The organism is Mesorhizobium sp. M4A.F.Ca.ET.020.02.1.1 (assembly GCF_004022645.1).
In the GTDB taxonomy this organism is placed as follows: domain Bacteria; phylum Pseudomonadota; class Alphaproteobacteria; order Rhizobiales; family Rhizobiaceae; genus Mesorhizobium.
The window spans coordinates 1-2,457 of record NZ_RZOI01000830.1; the positions used below are offsets into that span (position 1 = coordinate 1).

The 2,457-nt window shown below is 64.2% G+C and carries 2 protein-coding genes and 1 pseudogene; 1 reads left to right on the plus strand and 2 read right to left on the minus strand.

All coding sequences use genetic code 11. The features are described 5' to 3' along the window. Positions 1 to 513 (minus strand): SDR family NAD(P)-dependent oxidoreductase (locus EN742_RS31790; RefSeq protein WP_128333721.1); only part of this gene is annotated, 513 nt, incomplete at its 3' end. A gap of 188 nt (positions 514 to 701) precedes the next feature. Then, positions 702 to 2,021 carry a sugar ABC transporter substrate-binding protein gene (locus tag EN742_RS31795; protein WP_189375688.1) on the minus strand — a complete coding sequence of 440 codons (1,320 nt, stop codon included), beginning with the start codon at positions 2,019 to 2,021 and terminating at the stop codon, positions 702 to 704. Between the two features lie 310 nt (positions 2,022 to 2,331). Here EN742_RS31795 and EN742_RS39765 point away from each other — a divergent pair. After that, positions 2,332 to 2,457, plus strand: a pseudogene (locus tag EN742_RS39765) (sugar kinase); the annotation flags it as partial.

Genomic DNA, 2,457 nt, shown 5'->3' on the forward strand with positions numbered 1-2,457 from the left:
GACCAGCGCCAGTGCTGCCGACTGCGTGGCCGAGATGATCGCCGCCTTGGAGGCGCAATAGAGCGTCACCAGCGCCTCGCCGCGGCGGCCGGCCTGGCTCGCCATGTTGATGATCTTGCCGCCACGGCCGCGCGCTATCATCAGTTTGGCGACGGCCTTCATCATGAACAGCGGCCCCTTGAGGTTGATGCCGAAGACCTTCTCGTAGCTCGCCTCGGTGATGACGGTGATCGGCGCCATGTCGAAGATGGCGGCGTTGTTGACGAGGATGTCGATGCCGCCGAACTCGCGGTCGACCTCGGCGGCAACGCTCTCGATCGCGGCGAGATCGCTGACGTCGAGCTTCTTCGCGCTGGCCGCCGGACCGGTCGCGGCAGCCGCCTGCGTCGCGCGTTCGAAGTCGATGTCGGCGATCACCACTTTTGCGCCCTCGCGGGCATAGGCCTGAGCGAAGCCGAGGCCGATGCCGCGCGCGCCGCCGGTGATGAGGGCAGTCTTGTTGTTCAGTTTCATGTCCAACTTTCCAAAATTCGACAACGATTTCCGAGCGGCCGCGAAAGCTTGCCTGTCAGCCGGCGCGGAACGCACGGACCCGCTTTGCCCTTGCGGGATCCGTGCATCCTCCGGGCCCGCTGCAACGGGAGGTCTGGGCGGGCCGGATCGCCAGGGGCGGCACGCTCCACCCCTGGCTTGTTAGGGCGCTATTTGATGTAGCCCGCTTCCGTCATGGTGCGCTCCACCTCGGCCTGGACGCCATTCAGCGCATCGTCGACCGACTGCTCGCCGGTGACCGCGGCGGCGACGGCCTGGCCGACTTGCGTGCCAATGCCCTGGAATTCGGGGATGGCGACGAACTGGATGCCGGTATAGGGGACCGGGTCCTTGGTCTGCTTGGTCGGATCGGCGGATTCGATCGCCGAGAGCACCGTCGCGGCAAAGGGCGCCGCCTTCTGGTAGTCGGCGCTGGCATAGGTGGACTTGCGGGTTCCGGGCGGCGCCGCCACCCAGCCTTCGGTCTCGCCGACGCGCTGGACATAGGCCTTCGAGGTCGCCCATTTGACAAAGGACTTCGCCGCGTCCGCCTTCTTGGTCGAGGCCGGGATGGCGAGGCTCCAGGCCCAGCCCCAGGCCGAACCGTTGGGGGTGACCGCGACCGGCGCCTTGGCGAAGGCGACCTTGTCGGCGACCTTGCTCTGCTTCGGGTCATAGACGCGGCCCGCCGCGGACGTGGCGTCGATCCACATGGCGCAATGGCCGGAGGCGAACAGCGTCTGGTTCTCGTTGAAGCCGTTGGAGCTGATGCCCGGCGGTCCATCCTTCTTCATGGTGTCGACATACCAGCCGATCGCCTTCTTCCAGGCGTCGGAATTGATCTGCGGCTTCCAGTCCATGTCGAACCACTGGCCGCCGAATGTGTTCACCAGCGTGCCGACGAAGGCCATGTTCTCGCCCCAGCCCGGCTTGCCGCGCAGGCAGAGCCCGTACTGCTCCTTCGACTTGTCGGTGAGCTTGTCGGCGAATTCCGTGATCTGATCGTAGGTCGGCTGCACCGGCATCTTCAGGCCGGCGGCGTCGAACAGGTCCTTGCGGTAGAGCGTGAACGAGCTTTCGGCGTAGAACGGCACTGCGTAGAGCTTGCCGTCGACGGTCAGGCCGTTGCGAACCGGCGCAATCAGGTCGTCATAGTCGTAGTCGTCGCCGAGATCGTTGAGCGACGTCAGCCAGCCGGCCTTGCCCCAGATCGGCGTCTCGTAGCCGCCGATGGTGAGCACGTCGAACTGGCCGCCCTTGGTGGCGATGTCGGTGGTGACGCGCTCGCGCAGCACGTTCTCCTCAAGCGTGACCCAATTGACCTTGTTGCCGGTCGCCTTCTCCCACTCCGGCGACAGCTTCTGCATGATGATCATGTCGCCGTTGTTGACCGTGGCGACGGTGATTTCCGTGGCGAGCGCCGTGCCTGCCGCCAGCGCCGAGGCGGTGACCGATACGGCGAGAATCCCGAAAAGCTTACCCGTTGGCATTTCGTCTCCTCCTTTACGAATGCGCATGTGTAAATGAACATGCGTATATATTCTATCGCGCTACAGAAAATTTGAGTCAAGCCGCCTGTCGCCTGATTTTCTGGGCTCCGGTCTCGCCAGGCCGGTAAATTTTCTCCAAATGACGCACATAAGAAGGCTGCGCGCGCATTGATATAAGTGAACATACGTATAGTTTCTGTTGACTTCAGCTCCGCCGCGATTTACCCCGGCTGCAGCCCGGCGCTATCGTGCGGCCGGTGCGCGCCGAAATCAGCGCCTGGCAAGGCTGGGGAGAGAAGGAATTGCAGGAATGAGCCGCCGAAGGGAGATCGCCGCCGAAGGCGCGGGGCCGACGATTGTCGCCGGCGAGATCCTGGTCGAGATCATGGCGACGGAGCCAGGTCTCGGCTTCCTCGAGCCGCTGACGCTGATGGGC